The 18,033-nt window shown below is 37.1% G+C and carries 20 protein-coding genes; 5 read left to right on the plus strand and 15 right to left on the minus strand.

Annotated features, from left to right (window positions below; translation table 11 throughout):
• Nucleotides 1–191: 191 nt before the first annotated feature.
• Complete coding sequence (locus ABES52_RS03695; RefSeq protein WP_429649064.1) at nucleotides 192–719, minus strand: RDD family protein; 528 nt, start codon at nucleotides 717–719, stop codon at nucleotides 192–194.
• Between the two features lie 155 nt (nucleotides 720–874).
• On the opposite strand from ABES52_RS03695, the gene ABES52_RS03700 reads away from it, so the two are divergent.
• A complete protein-coding gene (locus ABES52_RS03700; protein ID WP_429649066.1) occupies nucleotides 875–2,032 on the plus strand; it encodes an aminotransferase A in 1,158 nt (385 codons plus the stop codon).
• Nucleotides 2,033–2,082: 50 nt separating this feature from the next.
• On the opposite strand, the gene ABES52_RS03705 is transcribed toward ABES52_RS03700, so the two are convergent.
• The 7 genes from ABES52_RS03705 to ABES52_RS03735 all read right to left on the minus strand — a co-directional run bounded on the left by ABES52_RS03705 (nucleotide 2,083) and on the right by ABES52_RS03735 (nucleotide 7,944).
• Nucleotides 2,083–2,865 carry an SDR family oxidoreductase gene (locus ABES52_RS03705; RefSeq protein WP_429649068.1) on the minus strand — a complete coding sequence of 261 codons (783 nt, stop codon included), beginning with the start codon at nucleotides 2,863–2,865 and terminating at the stop codon, nucleotides 2,083–2,085.
• Nucleotides 2,866–3,147: 282 nt separating this feature from the next.
• Nucleotides 3,148–4,869 carry a phosphoenolpyruvate--protein phosphotransferase gene (gene ptsP / locus ABES52_RS03710; protein ID WP_429649070.1) on the minus strand — a complete coding sequence of 574 codons (1,722 nt, stop codon included), beginning with the start codon at nucleotides 4,867–4,869 and terminating at the stop codon, nucleotides 3,148–3,150.
• Complete coding sequence (locus tag ABES52_RS03715; RefSeq protein WP_429649072.1) at nucleotides 4,870–5,136, minus strand: phosphocarrier protein HPr; 267 nt, start codon at nucleotides 5,134–5,136, stop codon at nucleotides 4,870–4,872. It abuts the gene before it with no gap.
• Between the two features lie 190 nt (nucleotides 5,137–5,326).
• Nucleotides 5,327–5,587, minus strand: coding sequence for a hypothetical protein (locus ABES52_RS03720; RefSeq protein WP_429649074.1), 261 nt, complete (start codon nucleotides 5,585–5,587; stop codon nucleotides 5,327–5,329).
• Nucleotides 5,588–5,849: 262 nt separating this feature from the next.
• Complete coding sequence (locus tag ABES52_RS03725) at nucleotides 5,850–6,353, minus strand: competence protein ComK (protein WP_429649076.1); 504 nt, start codon at nucleotides 6,351–6,353, stop codon at nucleotides 5,850–5,852.
• A 171-nt stretch (nucleotides 6,354–6,524) separates the two neighbouring features.
• Nucleotides 6,525–6,719, minus strand: a complete 195-nt coding sequence (locus ABES52_RS03730; protein WP_429649078.1) for a protein YkzS — start codon at nucleotides 6,717–6,719, stop codon at nucleotides 6,525–6,527.
• A gap of 31 nt (nucleotides 6,720–6,750) precedes the next feature.
• Entirely contained in the window at nucleotides 6,751–7,944 is a 1,194-nt protein-coding gene (locus tag ABES52_RS03735; RefSeq protein ID WP_429649080.1) for an MFS transporter, read from the minus strand.
• Between the two features lie 179 nt (nucleotides 7,945–8,123).
• Between ABES52_RS03735 and ABES52_RS03740 the strand changes: the two genes are divergently transcribed.
• Nucleotides 8,124–8,318, plus strand: a complete 195-nt coding sequence (locus tag ABES52_RS03740) for a YkvS family protein (RefSeq protein ID WP_429649082.1) — start codon at nucleotides 8,124–8,126, stop codon at nucleotides 8,316–8,318.
• Nucleotides 8,319–8,405: 87 nt separating this feature from the next.
• On the opposite strand, the gene ABES52_RS03745 is transcribed toward ABES52_RS03740, so the two are convergent.
• A complete protein-coding gene (locus ABES52_RS03745) occupies nucleotides 8,406–8,513 on the minus strand; it encodes a DUF6254 family protein (RefSeq protein ID WP_429649084.1) in 108 nt (35 codons plus the stop codon).
• A gap of 137 nt (nucleotides 8,514–8,650) precedes the next feature.
• Here ABES52_RS03745 and ABES52_RS03750 point away from each other — a divergent pair, with 137 nt between their 5' ends.
• Nucleotides 8,651–9,262 carry a CPBP family intramembrane glutamic endopeptidase gene (locus tag ABES52_RS03750; RefSeq protein ID WP_429649086.1) on the plus strand — a complete coding sequence of 204 codons (612 nt, stop codon included), beginning with the start codon at nucleotides 8,651–8,653 and terminating at the stop codon, nucleotides 9,260–9,262.
• A 331-nt stretch (nucleotides 9,263–9,593) separates the two neighbouring features.
• Here the strand turns inward: ABES52_RS03750 and ABES52_RS03755 are convergent, their stop codons facing one another.
• The 4 genes from ABES52_RS03755 to ABES52_RS03770 form a co-directional block, all read right to left on the minus strand.
• Nucleotides 9,594–10,634 (minus strand): YkvI family membrane protein, encoded by a 1,041-nt coding sequence (locus tag ABES52_RS03755; RefSeq protein WP_429649087.1) that lies wholly within the window; start codon nucleotides 10,632–10,634, stop codon nucleotides 9,594–9,596.
• 152 nt (nucleotides 10,635–10,786) lie between these two features.
• Nucleotides 10,787–12,481 (minus strand): M3 family oligoendopeptidase, encoded by a 1,695-nt coding sequence (locus ABES52_RS03760; RefSeq protein WP_429649088.1) that lies wholly within the window; start codon nucleotides 12,479–12,481, stop codon nucleotides 10,787–10,789.
• Nucleotides 12,482–12,595: 114 nt separating this feature from the next.
• Nucleotides 12,596–13,084, minus strand: a complete 489-nt coding sequence (locus ABES52_RS03765) for a MarR family winged helix-turn-helix transcriptional regulator (protein ID WP_429649089.1) — start codon at nucleotides 13,082–13,084, stop codon at nucleotides 12,596–12,598.
• 107 nt (nucleotides 13,085–13,191) lie between these two features.
• A complete protein-coding gene (locus ABES52_RS03770; protein ID WP_429649091.1) occupies nucleotides 13,192–14,766 on the minus strand; it encodes a bifunctional metallophosphatase/5'-nucleotidase in 1,575 nt (524 codons plus the stop codon).
• A 190-nt stretch (nucleotides 14,767–14,956) separates the two neighbouring features.
• Here ABES52_RS03770 and ABES52_RS03775 point away from each other — a divergent pair, with 190 nt between their 5' ends.
• Nucleotides 14,957–16,435, plus strand: a complete 1,479-nt coding sequence (locus ABES52_RS03775; protein ID WP_429649093.1) for an ATP-binding protein — start codon at nucleotides 14,957–14,959, stop codon at nucleotides 16,433–16,435.
• Between the two features lie 59 nt (nucleotides 16,436–16,494).
• Here ABES52_RS03775 and ABES52_RS03780 read toward each other — a convergent pair whose 3' ends face one another.
• Nucleotides 16,495–16,653: an aspartyl-phosphate phosphatase Spo0E family protein gene (locus ABES52_RS03780; protein ID WP_429649099.1), complete on the minus strand. Its 159-nt coding sequence runs from the start codon at nucleotides 16,651–16,653 to the stop codon at nucleotides 16,495–16,497.
• Between the two features lie 234 nt (nucleotides 16,654–16,887).
• On the opposite strand from ABES52_RS03780, the gene fosB reads away from it, so the two are divergent.
• On the plus strand, nucleotides 16,888–17,304 hold the full coding sequence (gene fosB / locus ABES52_RS03785; RefSeq protein ID WP_429649095.1) for a metallothiol transferase FosB: 417 nt from the start codon (nucleotides 16,888–16,890) through the stop codon (nucleotides 17,302–17,304).
• A 73-nt stretch (nucleotides 17,305–17,377) separates the two neighbouring features.
• Here fosB and ABES52_RS03790 read toward each other — a convergent pair whose 3' ends face one another.
• Nucleotides 17,378–17,911, minus strand: coding sequence for a 1,2-dihydroxy-3-keto-5-methylthiopentene dioxygenase (locus ABES52_RS03790; protein ID WP_429649097.1), 534 nt, complete (start codon nucleotides 17,909–17,911; stop codon nucleotides 17,378–17,380).
• Between the last annotated feature and the right edge of the window lie 122 nt (nucleotides 17,912–18,033).

Raw genomic sequence — 18,033 nt, forward strand, 5'->3', positions numbered from 1 at the left:
CGGCTTGCCCGCGGAAAGCGTCCGCCTGCAGCGGAATGTATAATTTGTCAACAGTATCGGTTAACAGACACCCATACCAATAAAAATTAGCACATCGATGAATAAAATAACAGCAAAAGTTATCCACAGTTATTTCAGGGTTGAGCCAAAAAAAAGGCTTCGTCAAAAATAAAACGAAGCCTTTTCTGTTCCTATTTTTTTACGACCATCGTTCCGGCAATTAAATCGTGTAAAGCTTGTTTTTTTTCGGTGAATGCTGCAATGATGTAACCAATCATAAAGATAGGGGATAGGAAACTTTGTGCTAAAAAGCGGCCAAGAGATCTCCAAAAAGAAATTCGCTCACCTTGCATAGAAACAACCTTTAACCCAAGTAATTTCTTTCCGATAGTCGCCTGCCATTTCGATGCATGTAATCCAGCATAATAAAGAATAGCCGCAATAAAATTAACTAAAAGAACAAGGCCATACGCTTTTAAAACAGCGAATAGCTCTTCATCTGTTAACTCTGCTTCTACCATGTTAGGATCTGACAATACTTCGGCATCAATATTAGCATACAAAATAGCACCAATAATAAAGGTACTGATAATTGCTAGTGGAATCCCTATGACTAAACCATCAATAATGTATGCAGCAAAGCGTTTCCAAAATCCAGCTGGTTGTAGATCAACAGTTGGCGACTCTCCCCCTAAATTTTGCATGTGTTGTTCGTTCATAGTTCCCCTCCTTTCATCATCAAGTACGAAAATAAAGAGAAAAAGTTTCACATTTTATAAAACATTTTTATTGATTCCTTCTTATGCATTATATAATCTAGAAGAAAATAATAAAATACCAATTTCAAATACATTACATAATAGGTGATTCATGTATGGAACATTTAATAAACCCAAAAGTAAAAGAAATTCAAATATCGGGCATTCGCCAATTTTTTAATATGGTTTCTTCCATCGACGGAATGATTTCGTTAACGATTGGTCAACCGGATTTTTATACACCGACTCATATTAAAGAAGCAGCTAAAAAAGCGATCGATGATAATTTTACTTCCTATACACATAACGCTGGATTTTTAGCTTTACGTGAAGCGGTAAGTTCCTTTTTGTATCAAAATTATCATATATCCTACAATCCACATACAGAAATTATTGTCACCAATGGTGCGAGCCAAGCCATTGATGTTGCTCTTCGAACCATTTTACAAGATGGCGTTGAAGTGATTTTACCTGGACCTGTATACCCTGGCTATGAACCAATTATCCGAATGATGAATGCCAACCCTATTTATGTGGACACACGAAAAAATAACTTTAAATTAACGGCTTCGTTAATTGAACAACACTTATCAGCCAAAACGAGATGCATTATTTTACCTTACCCTTCGAACCCAACGGGAATGACATTGACGAAAGAGGAGTTAGCCGAAATCGCCAACTTAGTGAGAGGAAAGGACATTTTTATAGTAGCTGATGAAATTTATAGCGAACTTGTATACGACAAACCACATGTATCCATTGCTTCTATGTTAAAAGAACAAACCATATTTATTAACGGTCTGTCGAAATCGCATGCGATGACTGGTTGGCGTATTGGTTTTTTATGTGCCCATGAACCGATTGCGAAACATATGCTAAAAGTACATCAATACAGCGTATCTTGTGCTTCCTCAATTTCTCAAAGAGCAGCCTATGAAGCGCTAACAAACGGCTGGAACGACTCCAAGGAAATGAAGCAAGAATACACTAAACGGAGAACTTACGTGTACGAACGGTTGCAAAGCATGGGGTTACCAGTTCTCCTACCAGATGGTGCCTTCTACTTTTTCGTTCCGATTCCAAAAAATATTGATAAAAATTCGTTCGAGTTTGCAGTCGACATGGCCCAACAGGTAAAAGTAGCTGTTGTGCCTGGAAGCGCATTTTCTCCGATGGGGGAAGGATATGTTCGTATATCCTATGCCTGCTCGTTAAATACCCTTCAAAAAGGACTCGATCGAATGGAAGAGTATATAAATACTTGGAATAAATAAAACAGGGGCCTTATATAAACGGTCCCTGTTTTTAAAAAGACACCTAACACTTAAATCGATTTAACCATTCCACCATCTACTAAAAAGCTTTGCCCCGTCATATATGTATTTTCATCAGAAGCTAAAAAGGTAACTACCTTTGCAAACTCCTCTGGTGTACCGTATCGGTTTAGCGGAATTTGGGCCTTTATCTCCTTTTCTACTTGCTCAACCGAAACACCTAATTTTTCCGCACGTACTTCATCTAAATGACGAACACGATCGGTTGCAATTCGTCCAGGTGCTACTGTATTTACTAAAATGTTATATGGAGCTAATTCAGTAGCAAGTGTTTTTGATAATCCAACAATCCCTGTTCGGAACGTATTGGACAAAATGAGTCCTTGAATCGGCTCTTTAATAGAAGAAGATGCAATGTTAATAATTTTTCCACCGCTTGTTTTCATATAAGGCAACGCTTCTCGAATGGTGCGGATGTATGATAGTAAGTTGAGCTCAAATGCAGTTTGCCAATCTTCATCCTCCATTTGCTCAAAGCTACCTGCTTTTGGACCACCAGAGTTATTGACTAAAATATCCATTGAACCAAATGTATCAATCGTCTTATTTATTAAACGTTGAATATCTTCATTTTTCGTCACATCGCAGCGACAATAGGAAACCTTTCCTTCTCCTAGGGCTTTTAATTCCTCACATACGCTAGCCAACTCTTGTTCTCTCCGACTAGCGATCATGACATTTGCCCCTTCAAGAACAAATTGTTCGGCAATCGCTTTTCCTAACCCTTGACTAGAAGCTAATACAAGTGCATTTTTGTTTTGTAATTTTCCCATCATGCCACTCCCCCTTTATAGAATTTTCCCTTTTCTTATGTTCGCTTTCAATTAAAAAACTCCTTCAAAGAATAGTTCACCTCCTAAATATTTACAAAATGACATTTTTCTTCATTTTCCTCTTTAAAAAAGCGCTTTCATCCTTTATAATAATTAACGTATTCACTCTCTTAGTCCTTATTTATTTGTACTTACCTATGGAAGCGTTTCCAACAAACAACTCTAGGTTGGAATGTGAACCAAAAACCGGATGGAAGTGTCCATCCGGTTTTTGGGAGACTTTTATTTTTTATGAATAGCTTTTTGAACGGCTTGAATGACTTCATCTGTTGTAGCTAATTGCAATACGTTATTTGCTAATTGTTCCATCTCTGCTTTGTTCAACTGACGGATTTGCGAACGAGCTTTTAAAACGGAAGTTGCACTCATAGAGAATTCATCTAAACCTAGTCCTAATAAAATAGGAATAGCAGTTTCATCTCCTGCCATTTCACCGCACATTCCAACCCATTTTCCTTCTTTATGAGCGGCGTCAATAACCATTTTCACCAAGCGTAAAATGGCTGGATGATACGGTTGATATAAGTAAGAAATACGTTCGTTCATTCGGTCAGCAGCAAATGTGTACTGGATTAGGTCATTGGTACCGATGCTGAAAAAGTCTACTTCTTTCGCAAACTGGTCTGCAATCACTGCTGTAGACGGAATTTCGACCATCATTCCTACTTCAATTTGTTCGGCTACTTGAACCCCTTCGCTTACTAACTTTTCTTTTTCCTCGGATAAAATGGCCTTTGCTTGGCGTAATTCATCCAAGGTAGCAATCATTGGGAACATAATTTTTAAGTTTCCGTAAACGCTTGCTCGTAGTAATGCGCGCAATTGTGTTCGGAACATTTCTTGTTCTTCTAAGCATAAACGAATTGCCCGAAATCCTAAGAACGGGTTCATTTCTTTCGGAAGGTTTAAATATGGTAGCTCTTTATCTCCACCGATGTCAATCGTACGAACGACAACCGGTTTACCTTCCATTTTTTCTAATACCGTTTTATAAGCCTCGAATTGCTCTTCTTCAGAAGGAAGTTCTGTTCTACCCATGTATAAAAATTCCGTCCGGAATAACCCAATACCTTCCGCACCGTTATTAATGACCCCTTCTAAATCATCAGGTGTACCAATATTGGCTGCTAGTTCTACTTGATGACCGTCTGCTGAAATGGATTTTTCATGTAAGAGCTTCGCCCACTCTTTTTTCTGTTCTTCGTAGGCTGCTTGTTCTTTCTTATACTTTTCCACAACTTCCGGCGTTGGGTTTACATGTACTTCCCCTTTAATTCCATCAACAATGACAAGGTCACCGTGCTCGATTTCCTTCGTCGCTGTTTTCGTTCCAACGACAGCTGGAATTTCCATAGAACGTGCCATAATCGCCGTGTGAGATGTTTTTCCACCAATATCGGTAGTAAATGCCTTTACATACGTTTTATTTAACTGGGCTGTGTCTGAAGGTGCTAAATCTTCAGCGATAATAATGACTTCTTCAGAAATAAGACTCGGATTTGGTAATTGAACACCTAACAAGTGACTTAACACTCGTTTCGTCACATCGCGAATATCTGCTGCCCGTTCCTTCATGTATGCGTTATCCATTTGTTCAAACATCGTAACAAACATGTCCGATACTTCTTTTAACGCAAACTCGGCATTGACACTTTCTGAAGAAATTTTATCTTCGATGGCTGTTAATAGCTCGGGATCACTAAGTACAAGAATATGTGCTTCAAAAATTTCCGCTTTATCTTCTCCAAGATGTTCCTTCGCATGGTCGCGAATCGCTTCAAGCTCTTCTTTCGCTTGCTCTACAGCGCTTCGAAAGCGAGATACCTCTTCCTCTACTTTTTCGATAGAAGTTTTTTTAACTGTTAAATCCGGTTCAATTAACCGGTAAGCTTTCGCGATCGCGATTCCATTCGAAGCGGGCTTACCAAGTAATACTTTAGCCATTTATTCAGCTAACCCTTTGCTTTTTAATGTTTCCTCCAAGCTATTAAGCGCCTCTTGTTCGTCGCTGCCATCTACGTAAATTGTGATTTCTGCACCTTGACCAACCCCTAGAGACATAACGCCCATAATGGATTTTAAGTTCACTTTTTTGTCTTTGTATTCTAGTTGAATGTCAGAATTAAATTTGCTAGCTGTTTGAACAAGTAATGTCGCTGGACGCGCATGAATTCCAGTATCTGCAATAACCTTAAACGTTTTTTGTAACATTTTGCATCTTCTCCTTTTTCTATTTTGTCTAATAATGCTTACTTCGATCGTTAGCTATCGTCGAAAGCTAGTTCGAATCAAGCAAGTCATTATCCTTCCAATGTTTTAGAATATCATGTCCAGCGAAGATACTCAATGATATTAGACGATAATTGGTTAAAAAAAAAGGAATATTCTTTGAACAACTTTCTTATTTAACGATTGTTTTAGAAACACCTTTGACAATATTATTTGCTATTTTTACTTTTACTATCGTTCCTTTTAGAACCGTTTCATGATCTTCCATCGTATTCGTATATACATTCACCATGTCGCACATTCCCCTTGCCAATAATTCGACCGCCGCTTTTAATTCTTGTTCAGTGAATACTTTTTGATCATTTAACAACTCTTGAATCAGATGAAGAACAGTTTCCTTCACCTTTAGCGCTTGTCCCATTTCCCTCCTCATCTATTTACCACCCCTTTGTTTTTATTCCTACTATATGAATTAGATAATCGTTAAAAGAACACCTTCAAAAAACTTTAACAAATTCATTGATTACGCTATTGTTTTACATTTGTTCTTCAATGAAATAGTTGAAGACATCTTTTAATAAAAAAAAGTAAGGATAGAATGTATGCTATATAAAAGAAACAAAATAGAGCACTTCTCATTCTATTCAATAAAACCGCCTTTATTTTGTCCAAGTGTAATAAAGGCGGTTTTTCTTTTATGTACGTCCAAGAGGTTTAGGAGGTAAGTAAAAGATTTGGAGCGAAGGTGGCTTTGAAAAATGAAACATACAATTAGCGGTTCGTTCAATTTGGCGATGCAGCGTAAATATGGAACAATTTAACATAAGTTGCTCTCCGTTTTGAAATTGAATAATGGGAATGCCTTCAAAATGACAAATCTGTTGAATATGCCTTGGGAAGATCCAATAACAGTCATGCTCGATGTGGGATTTGGTTGGAAAGGTAAAAATACACTCATTTGGACAAATCATTAATGGGGTTTTTCGAAAGTAGTTAAGCCTGTTTCGAACAGCTTGAATTCTTCCGTCATAACTGGAACCTCTCGCCATACAAGCTTGGTTCAACAACTGAATCGGTTTGACGTTTTCATAATAAATACCTTGAACGTCAAATATTTTGACAACTCCTTTTTCAGAATATTCAGGTATAATTGCCATCGTAGTTTCAGACACAACATACGGTTGAACTGAAACAGCCATATTCATCCTCCTTTCTATTATAATTATACAAAATTTTCCTAATTTTTTCAAAAAATAACATTTTTTTATTTCTCTTTAAGATATCCTACTATTATTTCTTTTTCTGATAATTTTCGAACTTCATTTTGTCCAAAAAAAAAGACGCCCGCCTAATGCGAGCATGTTTTGTCATTAACTTCTAGGGGTATCTAAATATGTGAATAAGACGTGTCCCCCACGCTGGGCCTCTCCTCGAAAATGTTTAAAATCTTCTTGAGCCACTAAGACGCTACGAAAAACGAGGAAGTCTTCTTTTTGTACCATATATTCTTCTATCTTTCGTTGACGCAGCTGTTCAATGATTTGTTTCGCTTGTTCTTCTGTCATCTCCATCCCTCCACCGTTATTATAAAACCCTTTACATCGTTTGGGGTAAATTCTTATCCACCTTTTTTACGTGTTTTCCTAACACAATACACGTTAAGAAAAATGAAGAGACCCCAAAGAGCAGCACCATGATTTGAAACCCAATCGTATCTAAGAAAAATCCGGAACTTACTAATACGAATTGAAATAAAATGCGGTCCATCATATTACGAAATGAGAAGAAACGACCATGATAATCTTTCGGGACCGATTTTTGAAAAAGTGTCGCAGCAATAGGAAAGAACGATCCAGCAGCGAATCCAAAAACACCAAAGGAAACGATGGCCATCGGATGGTATTCAGCAAAATAAAGGGACATTTGAGCCAATGAAATGAAAAAAGCAGCTCCAATTAATAATGATAGGTGGGGAAGCTTTACGGCTACTCTCCTTATCATAAATGCTCCAAGCATAAACATAACTCCTTCCGTTGTATAAAGCCATCCTTTAATTGCTGGATCTTGCAGCATCTCGCTAATTTTTAACACCATCAAATTAAAGCTTCCGATAAATCCAATAGGAACAAGCATTAAGACAAGGCCTGTAAATACCGGACGATTTTTCTTGATGAGGGGCCATAATACAGTAAAGCTCTCTTGTTTTTCTTGTTTGTACGACCTGTTTTGATCGTTTGGTAGTTGTAATAGAAAAGAGGTAAGAGCGACAAATAAAAAAGAGCCAAGTGTGATGATATATACGGTAGAAAGAGGAATCGCTATAATTAATACTCCTCCTAAAGCTGTTCCAACAATTCTAGCAATCGTGCCAATATTCATATGCCAGCCATTTAACGTAAGTAACTCCTCTTCTTTTGCAATGAGTGGTATGGCAGCCTGTAACGCAGGAAAATAAAATGCTGCAGATATGCCGATGCCGAGCATATACATCACCATCCACCATACTTGACCAGTTGAAATGGCAACAAACATAAACATGACCGACATCGATCGGGCAACACTAGAAACAATCATAACCGTTTTTTTCGAAGAACGATCAATCACTTTTCCAGCATAAGGTCCAAATAGGACGCCTACAAATAAACCTGCAAATAATATGAGCGATTTCATGAAGTCCGAGGGAACATGTTGTTGTAAAAATTCTAGATTACCGATAATTCCGACCCACATACCAAGGCCAGCAATTCCTTCCCCTAAAAGTAAAATCCATACATTCCGATTTCTCCACATAACGAATCGTTCTCCTTTGATTATTTCGTAATACTAAATAATATAAGAAAATGATTTCATTTTGTCTACAATTTTGTTATTTTTGAAAAAAATTAAAATAAATGCAACGGAAAGTATTTACCTTTTTTAAAAAATAAGGCAAACTTGTATGTAAATATTATGTATAAGGAGCGAGTTCATTGAAAATTGCTACAGTTGGAAATGTGATTGAATTTAAAAATGGTTTACAAGGAATTGTGGAGAAAGTGAATGAAAATTCAGTGATCGTTGATTTAACATATATGGAGAATTATCGCGAACTTGATTTAGAAGAAAAGACAGTTGTAAACCATAAAAATTACAAGATTATAAAGGAGTCTGCCGATCATTTTTAATAAGGACTTCATTGGACACCATCAGTTTAGCTGTTTATCATGGCCTTTATACAAGAGACCTTCCCATAAAGGCCATGATAAAAGTATTTACTCTTTATCAACTAATTCTTTCTTCGAAGCGACCTTTCCATGTGGTCGCTGATTTTGTTTTCGAACGTTCCATTGCCGCTCTTTTTCTCGTTTCGACTGTGTCATCCGTTTATTCCTCCTTTCCTTTCTTAGCATCTCCTTTTTATGAAAAGTTACAAAAATAAAAATTCGCCCTTTCCCTTCCACTTTCGGGTAGAAGTTTGTTAAAATAGTTGTTGACTTTTCAGAAAGGAGATTTCCATATGAAAAAATGCGCAACGGATATTAAACTTTGGATTTCTATCGGGTTAGCGCATATCCTCCTCTATTTAACGTTTATTGACAAAGATGTCTTTTGGTATCTGTACGGTGCCGCCTTATTGTTTCTTATTAGCTATACCATTTTGAACGAATCGATTGACGATCACCTACCTGCGCCGACGTACATTGTGTACGGAATCATATCAGGAATCCTTATATATCTCATTTTTTGGATTGGCTATGAAGTATTATCAGCATTATCATCAACAATAAAAAAAGATGTTGCTTGGCTATATAATCGATACAAACCAATGCAATTTTGGCATTTCATTGTGTTATTCCTCGTCTTGATTCCAGGGGAAGAAATTTTTTGGCGTGGCTTTGTCCAAAAACGATTGTCAAGATACTTTCAACCTGCTCTCGCAATAATCATTGCTTCTTTCTTAGGTGCTTCGGTGTTTTGGTATGCTGGAAAATGGGCGTTAATGATTGCCGCTTTCGTCGGTGGACTTGTTTGGGGAGCATTATTTGAATGGAAACGAAGCATTCCGTTGCTTATTGTTTCCCATCTTGTAGTAGATATCCTTATATTTATCGTCTTTCCTTTCCATTAAAAAGGACGCCGATGGTCTGTCGGCGTCCTTATTTATATCTGGAGAATTCTTTATAAAAAGGCTCTGTTAAACGATACTATTGATAATTATACATTTCGCTTGTGGCGGACGCTTTCCGCGGGCAAGCCGCAAGCCGCTTCCCTTGCTACGCTCAAGTATGGGTCTTGCGGCTTCTTGTTCCCGCTGGAGTCGCCACCTTTCGCTTCATGTGAATAACAAAAATCAACAATGACATAAAACATTGCCTATAAAAAATACAAACACATTGACACAATAGCCTCTGATTAGTCCATCAAATTTTGGGGACAGTTTGTAAGGTTATGCGGAGCCTTTACGTCCTTACCTTTGGCTTTATCCATAATATAATTAAAAACAATAAACTGACGTACCCAAATAGTGGATATAACAACGATAACAACATACTATAATCCAACTGACTAATGATCGTCATAATCGTAAATAACCCTCCATAAATCCACATGCTATGCAGGGGAACATGGGCCCTTAATTGCTTTTCTAACCCGTAGCTGTTCCCGATAACCGAAGTAAAAATTTCCGCAAAAATAATAAATACATAAATCCAATAAAGAAATTGGATTGCGCCTTTCATCACAATAGCCATTGGAATTTCGTATAAATGAACGTTCGGTAAGGTAACAAGTGTCATATGGCTAGTAATTAAAATAACTGTTAAAAATCCTCCACCTAACCATCCACCTAAACGAATGGTTTTTTTATCATTAACTTCAGTGGCAATGGGCACGAGAACGGCTTGGGCTAAGCATAAATTAAACGCAGTATAAGAAAACGGAGCAACGACCGATTTCCATCCATCTTCTGCAAAAGGAATCATCAAAAAAGAGGTGGTAAAGTTTGCCGATTGAATAGAATAAATCATTAACAGGAAGTTAAATAAAATCATGAGGGGAACGACGAATGTGTTGACAAGAAATAGCCCTTTGACCCCAACCATCATCACAATAAAGGCTAACCCAATTGTTAAGCCAATTCCAATTTCTTTATGTAATCCGAGCTGTTCGTTAAAAACTGCTCCAGCTCCTGAAAGCATAACCGAACCTACTCCAAGTAACATCAACATGACTAATACATTCATCCATTTTCCGAGTCTCCGCCCAAATAGATATTCATTAAATTCTTCATACGATTGAGCTTGAATCTCAATAGCGTGTTCCATTAATTTTGTGCCCATCATTATGAATAAATAACCACTTAATAAAATAGATAAAAAACCAATAAAGCCAAAACGAGTAAAAAACTCGACTATTTCCCTCCCTGTCGCAAATCCAGCACCAACTACCGTTCCAATATATACAGCCGCCACTTGAATGGCGCCACTCAATCGATTACTCATCACGTTCCCCTCTTTCGAATCGTTTCCCACCCTATACTTCTACCATATGTCCAAGCCAGTTAATTAGAAGTGAAAAAAGCACTTTTCTTTCTACACATAATCCGCCAAAAAAAAAGCTGATTCCCCATTCAACATGGAATCAGCTTTTTTGGTTATAAGGCTTTGTCATTGATTTGATTTAACCATTCTCGTATTGGTTGAATGGTAGAAGCCACACACCCTTCTGCAAACGGGGACAATAATTTCGCCTCTTTTACTAATTCGGTGAACGGTAGACTGCCACCAAGTTGACATAAGTGAAGATAGTCCTCCCATGCTTGATCGTGGTTTTCTTGACTTCTTTTCCAAAACTGAAGGGCACATATTTGCGCTAGAGTGTAATCAATATAATAGAATGGATCGCTATAAATATGCCCTTGGCGTTGCCAGAAGCCCCCTCGTTCTAAATAATCCAATCCATCGTAATCACGGTGCGGTAAATACGTTTGTTCAAGTTCCCGCCATTTTTTCTTACGCTCTTCAGGCGATGCTTCGTAATGTTCGTAAACGAAATGTTGAAATTCATCCACCGCTACACCATAAGGTAAGAATAACAGCGCACCTGTTAAATGCGTAAATTTATATTTATCGGTATCTTCTTCAAAAAATAGGTGCATCCACGGCCATGTAAAAAATTCCATGCTCATGGAGTGAATTTCACAAGCTTCCAATGTTGGCCACAAGTATTCTGGAACGGTAAAATGTCTACTTGAATACACTTGAAACGCATGTCCAGCTTCGTGGGTTAACACATCAATATCACCAGAAGTTCCATTAAAGTTAGAGAAAATAAACGGTGCTTGATAATTATCTATATACGTACAATAACCTCCGCTTGCTTTTCCTTTTTTCGCTTCTACATCCATAAGATGACGGTCTAACAAAAAGTCAATAAATTCTTTTGTTTCTTTGGACAACTCATGATACATCGTTTTGCCATGCTGCAAAATCCAAGTAGCATCTCCTTTTGGCTGAGCGTTCCCTGACGGAAAATTAAAGCTTTCATCATAAAATTTCAGTTCATCCACACCGATGCGCTTTGCTTGTCTTTTCCGTAATTCAGTGGCAAGCGGAACAATATGTTGTTTTATTTGCTCTCGATATGTTTTTACCATGGACGCATCATAATCCGTCCGTTGTAAACGTAAATAACCGAGTTCGATGAAGTTTTTAAACCCTAATTTGTGAGCGATTTCTGTACGTACTTTTACTAAATCATCATACAACTGATCCAATTTTTCTTCGTGCTCGGCAAAAAACGAAAATCGTGCTTCTATGGCTCGTTTTCGCATATTCCGATCTGGTGATTCAACAAACGGCTGTAATTGAGCTAAGGTGCGTTCTTCCCCTTCAAACATAATTTTGGCAGACGCAATTAATTCCGTGTACTCGGTCACCAATTTATTTTCTTGTTGTAAAAGTGGGATAATTTCTGGGGTAAACGTTTTTAATTGACATTCTGCTAATTGAAATAAATGCGTTCCCCACTTTTTCTCAAGCTCTTTTCGATAGTTGGAATTGACGAGCGCCTCATAATATTTAGAAACAAGACCTTCCATTTGTGGGCTAACTTCATCCAAATAATCCTGTTCCTTTTTGTAAAATTCGTTCGTTGTATCAATGGAATAGCGAATAGAGCATAATGTATACATTGTATTAAAGTCGCGTCGAATTTGATTTATTTCTTCAATCGCTTCCATGTGCACTTGGAAAGTGGAAGCCTCTTTCATTTGTTTAAGAGCATGATGAAAATGCTGTTCAAATTCATTCATGTTTGGTCGTTCGTATGTATATTGTTCAAATTTCATTTTTTCCCCATCCTTTTTTTATTCTCTTTTTTTCTTTCGACATCGAATCGAGATTCCCCTTTAATGACCGAAAATTCCCCAAAGAAAAACACTTCTCTCTTAAGGAGAGAAGTGTTACGAACGTTTGCTTGTTTCAATTCCTAATCGTTTTAATAAGCGAATCGCTTCATCTTTCTCTTCGTCCGTTAAAACAGACATCATTTGATGAATACGTTCTGCATGAGCTGGAAAAATATCCTCAATAAATTGCTTTCCTTTTTCGGTAATTTGACCATACGTTACACGACGGTCGTTCGGACAAGCTACCCGTTCTAAATAGCCTTTTTTCTCAAGCTTGTCTACGACATAGGTAATACTTCCGCTTGCGAGTAATATTTTTTCCCCAATTTGTTGCAATGGTTGATGTCCTTTATGATAGAGAAGCTCTAACACTGCAAATTCGGTTGGATTTAATCCATTTTGCTGGATATATTGGTTCGTGTAGTCTGTTACAGACCGAAATGCACGTGAAAGCACAATGTACAGTTTGAGTGATTTTTGAATGTTTTCGTTTAATTCCATATTTTCACCCATTTTCATCCGATCGTTATTTAGTAGAGCCATAAACATTAAGACCCTTCAACGTGTACTTTGTTTGAAAACGAAATTCTCAAATTCTAAATTATTATAAAGAACTGTCTAAGTCCTGTCAATATACACAATCTTCACTGTCACCACACGACTTTCCAATTGTTGTTAACGGTCGCCTCCACTTCTTTATGTTCCATAAAGTATTCGATGAGAAGCTCGGTTACATCGAGTTGCACTTCTTTGATGCGCTCTTTTCCTTCGAACATATGATAATTTCCACCACCACTCGCCCGATAATTATTCATTACAACATCATATTCCTTGTCCATTTGCAACGGTGCTCCATTGATCGTCAACGACTCAATCCGCTCCCCAATCGGACGTGAAATATTGATCACATACTCAATCCCTTCCCACATATCGTAATGATAATGTTGTGGTTTTGGGTAAGAAAAGTGTCGACTTACCTCAATGCTTCCATCTTCATTTAACACGAAATATGATGCTGACTTCTCTAATGCTTCTTTTATATCTTTCCCAGTCACTCGTAGAACGACTAATGTGTTCGGATAAATATAATTAGAGATGATATCATTCACTTTGACATTCGCTGGTAACCCTTTTCCTTTTTCTGTAAATAAAGCTGTGCACGAAATATTTACCCCTGTTGCTTCCATTTGAACTTTATTAATGAACTCAATGTATGGGTGTTCTTTCAATCGTACATCGAATGGATTAGATATTCGCATATCCCCTATCACTTTTCCAATCGATTCGTTTAACCAACGATTTGTTTCCTCTTGATAATATTTTATTAATTGCAAGCATTGCTGGTCCTCTTTTACGTGTTTAACTGAATAAATATTCGCTGATTTTTGGTGAATGTGCCATTCGTGATGAATTTTATTAAATGTAACAGATACTTCTCCAAGTAAACGACCGTTCGATCCTGCTTGAATGACCGTTACACCATTGACTTCTCCAACAAGTTCTAGATGCTGATGCCCCGTTAATAAAACATCAATCCCATCAACTGATTGACACATGGCGTACGCTTGATTTTCCCCCGTATCTCGTTCCAATCGTTCCCCAGTATGAATATCACGTTCAAACCCGCCATGATAGGCCACTACCATGAGATCAGGTTGTTCAATTTCATGGATATATTGCACCCATCTTTTCGTTGACTCCACTGCATCTTCAAACGCTAACGATTCGATATGTTCTGGGCGCTCCCATTGGGGAATAAGCTTTGTTGTCACTCCTAATACCGCAACTTTAATACCTGACGGAAATTCTTTAACAATATATGGTGTACCAAAGTACGTTTCTTTCGTCCGATGGTGCACGATATTCGCAGAAAGCCATGGAAAATTGGACTGACTAATAGCTTGATTAATAATCGCTTTTCCATAATTAAATTCGTGGTTTCCTATTATAGCTGCATCATACTGCAATTCATTTAAAAGTAAAACCATTGGATTCGGTTTATTTTTCAACCGTTTAGCAAAATAATACGTTAAAGGTGTTCCTTGGATTAAGTCACCGTTATCGATCGTTAATACATTTTCTGCTTTTAATTGAATAGATTTTAAAAGTGTCGCCACTTTACTGAGACCGAAGCAGCTCTCTCCGTTCGTAGAAGTAAGTACATGTCCGTGTATATCACTCGTAAAAAGAATGGTTACGGTCGTTTCCGATTTAGAATAGATCATTTTCCCCCTCCAAATGCAATTGTGGTCCATAATTATTTTGCTATTGATATCATCTGTTAAACGTTTTTTTCATTTTATTTACGAATTAAACAGGTTCAATACCTATCTTTTTACTGTAAATGAAATTATTACAATGGTATGATATAGTTGTTCTTGAAAAATATTCATATTTTAGTAGAGGGAAAGACAGATGAAAAAATGGATGAAACCATTTATTTATTATCTCATTCTAGTATTACTTCCAACGTGTATCTTTCTTTTTTTTTACTGGGATTACCGATATGATGTTGAAAAAGGGAAACAATGGGAACATGCCAAATGGGTCGCTTCTATTCATAAAAACCAAATCGACCAATTTATCGGAGAAACCGAAGCTAGTTTAGAAATATTATCATTAACCATTAATCCAATAGATGGTAATAAGGAGGATATTCAGGCAACGTTAGAGCAAGCGGCGGAAAAGGATCCACGATACGGGGGGCTCCTTGTTGTAGATCCAAATGGAACCGTTCTCAGAAGTACAACCCACGAAAATGCGTTTGTTACATATCAGAATAAGGAGTACTTTCAAACATTGCTTAAAACAAAAAGAACCGTTGTTTCCCCACAACCTGAATATTTTCCAAAAGGACAATTAGTTTTTGCTGTTGCGGCTCCGATAATACAATCCAACAACGTCATTGGTGCGGTAATCGCTCATATACGAATTGACTATCTCCAAAATATTATAAACATCTTAACTCCTGAGGAAGATGTTCAAATTGTTTATCATAACAACCAAATCATTCACTCAAGCGCAAAGGAAACAGTTGTGTCGATTGTGCTCGAGAATATACCTTGGCAAATTGTTGTGGAATCTGAGCTATCATTATCCGATGTGAACAAATCAACCATTTTTTATGGTTTGTGCGTGTTTACTTGTTTACATATCCTCTACTTAATCAGTCAAAACATTTATATTAAGCGACAAGCTCAAAAGGAACGGATCCAAAATGAAGCTCAAAAACTGGAGCTTATCGGTACATTAGCCGCTAGCACAGCCCATGAAATTCGTAATCCGTTAACAGGTATTCAAGGTCTTGTACAGCTGTTAAGCGAAAAATATCGAGATCCGCAAGATCAATTTTATTTTTCGGTCATTCATAAAGAAATTGATCGAATCAATCAAATTGTGAGTGAATTTTTAATATTAGGAAAACCGACCATTCAAAAAGTAGAGACGATCGATTTAAGAAAGATTATTACTGATATCAATCCAATTATTCGCTCTGAAGCTAATCTATATAACATCATATACAACTTTAAAATGCCTGCTGAACATGTTCTGGTTAAATGTACAAAAGATCAAATGAAACAAGTTATTTTAAATATTACCCGAAATGCCTTTGAAGCGATGGATGCCGGTGGGACGCTAAACTTAGAATTGGAGAAATGGAGTGACCATTGCACGATTACGATTCAAGATAGTGGTGTCGGTATACCGAAAGACCAGCTCGATAAAATTTTTGAACCATTTTTTACATCAAAAGAATGTGGAACAGGGCTTGGGTTAGTGGTTTGTAAACGGATTATCCAATCGTTCAATGGGGTCATTTCTATTGAAAGTGAAGAAGGGCGAGGAACGATAGTGACAATTTCACTCCCTCTAGAGAAATCTAAAAATGACTAAAAGGAGCCTTTTTGTTAGCTCCTTTTTTATTACATATGAATGGTCTTATTGACTAACTATTAAGCACTATTTTTCTTTTTTATCCGTTGTTTTAAGGAAGAAAAATAATATTCATTTAACAGTTGATCCAGCTCTTGACTGCACTGAATCGTGAGGTCATTAGTAAATCCATATTTAATTCCTAACTCAATCATTTCTTTTCGCTTCTCGTAAATCATTAATTGGTATGATTGATGTTTGGTATGTGCTATCACTTTTCTTTCCCTCACTTTTGATTATCGTATGAACCTCCTTGTACATGGATTATTACAATAATTTCATTAGATGTAAATAGTTTCGCAAAATAAGACAAAACTTTACGAAAAGCGATACAACGAACACCTATTGCCTAACAAAATCCGACATCATACCTCTTACATCTTTGCTATGGTTATGTTGAAAGGAGGATGAAGATGTATCCTATCAATCATATTTGTATTTCCGTTTCCAATCTTGAACAATCCATCCTGTTTTATGAGCAAGTGTTTCAAGCAAAGCTGCTTGTGAAAGGGCGACAAACAGCGTATTTCGATTTAAAGGGGATATGGTTGGCACTCAATGAACAACCCGATATTTCACGAGAAGAGATTTACCAATCGTATACCCATATTGCCTTCTCTATTAATCCAGAAGAATTAGAAAAAGTGAGAAACCGTTTAAATCAATTAGGTGTTCAACTCGAACCAGGAAGAAAACGTCATCCTCGGGATCGCAAATCCATCTATTTTCGTGATCCTGATGGACATCTATATGAATTCCATACAGGTACATTGGAAGAACGGCTCGAGTATTACCGTGATGAAAAGCCGCATATGACATTTTTTGAGTAGGTTCGTTAAATATGGGGTGTTTACCGGAACAAAATAATAGCTCCCCTTCTAAAAGAAGAGGAGCTATTTCCGGTTATGCTTGTACATTTTCCTTTTCATAAATCGGGACCCAACCTTCTTCAGTGACAAAAATACGTACCGCTACAACTTGACGGTCTTCCGCTAACGTAAAGTAGTGACGGACATTTTCTGGAACGGAAATTAAATCCCCTGGTTCCAAATGTACTTCAAAAAAGTGACCATCCTTCCCTTGAATCGCAAAAATTCCGTGGCCGCTTACAATAAATCGCACTTCATCGTCCGTATGATGGTGTTCTTTTTTAAAGTTTTCTAACAGCTGCTCTAAATTTGGAGTATCTTTCGACAAAGAAATGACATCATACGCTTTGTAGCCACGACGTTTGGAAATATCATCAATTTCCTGTTTAAAAACTTGAAGAATTTCTTCTTTTTCTTCATCTGTTAAGTAAAACTTATCCTTCAACGCTTTCGGTAGCTTTTCAATATTCCATCGTTCATAAATGACTCCTTGCTGTTCCAAGTAATCTCGTACTTTTTCCTCCTCTTTGATCCATTCTTGGTCTACTTTTTTAAAAATTTGCGCCATTCTTTCATACCTCCTAGAAATTATTTTAATTTTAAAATTGGCTATGTTATATGTCATTGTTGATATTTAGCAAGTTATTTACATGAAGCGAAAGGCGGCGACTTCAGCGGGAACAAGAAGCC

Origin of the sequence: Aeribacillus pallidus (assembly GCF_050478865.1) — a bacterium.
GTDB lineage: Bacteria > Bacillota > Bacilli > Bacillales > JACDOC01 > JACDOC01.